This is a genomic window from Mycobacterium sp., from assembly GCF_032161845.1.
Taxonomy (GTDB): Bacteria; Actinomycetota; Actinomycetes; order Mycobacteriales; family Mycobacteriaceae; genus Mycobacterium.
This window is the reverse complement of the sequence record NZ_JAVRQA010000387.1, coordinates 1-2,890: the sequence shown is the minus strand read 5'-3', so window position 1 is coordinate 2,890 and position 2,890 is coordinate 1. Positions and strand designations below refer to the sequence as shown.

Sequence of the window (2,890 nt, the reverse complement as noted above, 5' to 3'; positions counted from 1 at the left end):
AACATCGCTGCGGTGCAAGCGGACCGGAGATTCGTCGAGCGTTCGGGTCCGCTGAACTTCTATTCGCTGTACCGGGCACACGACCTTCACTTCGTGGTGTATTCGGCGATGTTCGACGGTCAGTATGCGACGGCGATGCAGGCGGCCGACGAGCTCGCCGCGCAATTGACCCCCGAGCTGCTGTCTATCCCCTCGCCGCCGATGGCCGACTGGCTGGAGGCGTTCGTACCGCTTCGGGTGCACGCGCTGATCCGCTTCGGCCGGTGGGACGACCTGATCGCGCAGCCGCTGCCCGCCGACGTCGGCCTGTACTGCACGACCGCGGCGACGATCCACTACGGCCGGGGTATCGCATACGCAGCCAAGGGATTGTTGGCGCAGGCCCATGCCGAACGACTGGCGTTCGAAATTGCCTACGCCAGGATCCCGGAGAGTCGATATCTGTTCAACAACACCAGCCGCGACATCCTCGCCGTCGCCGCGGCCATGCTAAACGGCGAAATCACCTATCGCGAGGGGCGCTTCGAGGAAGCGTTCGAATTCTTCAGACGCGCAGTCGAACTCGACGACGCGCTGCCCTACGACGAACCCTGGGGCTGGATGCAACCGACGCGACACGCATACGGTGCACTGCTACTCGAACAGGGGCGCGTCGAGGAGGCGGCCAAGGTGTACGCCGCCGACCTCGGATTCGACCAGACGCTCAGCCGGTCGTGTCAGCACCCCGGCAACGTATGGAGCCTGCATGGCTACCACGAGTGCCTGAAGCGGTTGGGCCGCAATGACGACGCAGCCACCATCGGTCGACAGCTCGACCTGGCTCTGGCCCGCGCCGACGTCCCGGTCCTGGCCTCCTGCGCATGCCGGCTCGAGGTCGACGACGGATGCTGCGGCTGACGTCCCGGCACCGACGTGATCTCAAAGCCGATATCACCGGCGCTATCAGGTTTCGGGGTCGGTCATGGGCAGCTGCGGTGTGACTCTCTATCGTCGGTGAGCGTGGACCGCGTCAACCTTGTGTGGGATCGGGTACGGCGCTACATACGCACCGCACCGCTGACCTACGCCTGGCTCGCCGTGCTGCTCGCGACGACGCTGGTGCAGCACTCGCTGACCCAGCGGACACTGCGGACGCTGTTGCAATCGACGTCGACGAACCTGCACCACCTGGCGTCCGATCCGCTGCGGGTGCTGTTCCAAAGCCTGCTGTGGATCGACGGCAGATACTGGTGGCCCTATCTGCTGATCTTCACCCTCTTCCTCGCCCCGGCCGAGCGGTGGCTCGGGCATCTGCGGTGGGCTCTGGTCGGGCTGCTGTGCCACGTCGGCGCGACGTATCTCAGCGAGGGTTACCTCTACTGGACCATTCAGCAGGCGGCGGCGTCACCACGGCTGATCGACGCGCGCGACGTCGGCGTGAGCTATTTCGTCGTCGGCATCGTCGGGGTGCTGTTCTACCGGATCCCCAAGCGGTGGCGATGGGGCTACCTCGCCCTTGCGGTCCTGCTCATCGGTGGTGCGCTGGCTCTGCGCACCAACTTCACCTCGCTGGGGCATCTCTGCGCGTTGTTCCTGGGTCTTGCCTGCTACCCACTCACGCGCCGAAGGCGGGCATCCGACACTGCGTACACTCCGGCTGTGGCGATCAGCGATGAGGACCTGCGGCACCTGCGTCGCTGCGTGGAACTCGCCAGGGACGCGCTGACGGCCGGCGACGAACCATTCGGTTCGCTGTTGGTCGACGCCGATGGGGTGGTCCGCTTCGAGGACCGGAATCGGACGAAGGACGGCCCGTTCGGTGGCGACGCGACCCGGCACCCCGAGTTCGAGATCGCTCGCTGGGCCACGTCACACCTGACGCCCGAGGAACGCGCGAACGCGACCGTCTACACCTCCGGCGAGCACTGCCCGATGTGTGCCGGCGCCCATGCCTGGGTGGGCCTCGGTCGCATCGTGTACGCGGCGTCGACCGCTCAGATGGTCGGATGGTTGCAGATGTGGGGGGTGCGGCCATCGCCCATCGCCCCCTTGCCCATCTCCACCATTGCCCCCGGCATCGACATCGCCGGTCCCGCACCAGAACTCGCCGAGGAGATGAGGGCGATGTACGAAGTGGCGTTCAAGAGATGACCGATCCAGCGTGGGTCGAGCACGCGATCTGGTGGCAGGTCTACCCGTTGGGCTTCGTCGGCGCGTTCCCCGCCGACCCCGTTCCCACCGCTGACGAGCATCGCCTCAGCCGGGTCACGGCATGGCTCGACCATGCCCTCGAACTCGGGGCGTCGGGTATCGCCCTCGGACCCGTGTTCGCCTCCCAGAGCCACGGCTACGACACCGTCGATCACTACGCGATCGACCCGCGCCTCGGCGATGACTCCGACTTCGACCACCTCATCGCGGAGGCTCGCGGGCGCGGCCTGCGAGTCCTCCTCGACGGCGTGTTCAACCACGTCGGTTCCGAATTCGGTCGCTACCGGGAGGCGATGGCTGGCGGTGACGATTCCTGGTTCCGCAAGGAGCGCAACGGTTTCGTCACCTTCGAGGGGCACGACGGTCTCATCGCCCTGAACCACCGCAACCCGGAAGTCGTCGACTACGTCACCGACGTGATGCTGCACTGGCTGCGTCGCGGCGCCGACGGCTGGCGGCTGGACGCGGCCTACGCCGTCCCCGACGAGTTCTGGGCTCAGGTGCTGCCAAGGGTGCGCAGCGAGTTCCCCGACGCCTGGTTCGTCGGCGAGGTCATCCACGGCGACTACTCGGGCACGGTCTCGGCGTCGACGTTCGACTCGGTGACGCAGTACGAGCTGTGGAAGGCGGTCTGGAGCAGCCTCAACGACGGCAACTTCCACGAGCTCGACCATGCCCTGACGAGACATGCCGAGTTCCT

General features: G+C 66.4%; 3 protein-coding genes and 1 pseudogene. All 4 read left to right on the top strand.

Going from position 1 to position 2,890, the window contains the following annotated elements:
- Positions 1-897 (top strand): tetratricopeptide repeat protein (locus QOD90_RS20765; RefSeq protein ID WP_526352713.1); only part of this gene is annotated, 897 nt, incomplete at its 5' end.
- Between the two features lie 15 nt (positions 898-912).
- A pseudogene (locus QOD90_RS20760) lies at positions 913-1,599 on the top strand (rhomboid-like protein); the annotation flags it as partial.
- A gap of 39 nt (positions 1,600-1,638) precedes the next feature.
- Positions 1,639-2,130 carry a nucleoside deaminase gene (locus QOD90_RS20755; RefSeq protein ID WP_526352714.1) on the top strand — a complete coding sequence of 164 codons (492 nt, stop codon included), beginning with the start codon at positions 1,639-1,641 and terminating at the stop codon, positions 2,128-2,130.
- A partial coding sequence (locus tag QOD90_RS20750) for an alpha-amylase family glycosyl hydrolase (RefSeq protein ID WP_526352712.1) occupies positions 2,127-2,890 on the top strand: 764 nt, incomplete at its 3' end. The genes QOD90_RS20755 and QOD90_RS20750, both read left to right, overlap by 4 nt.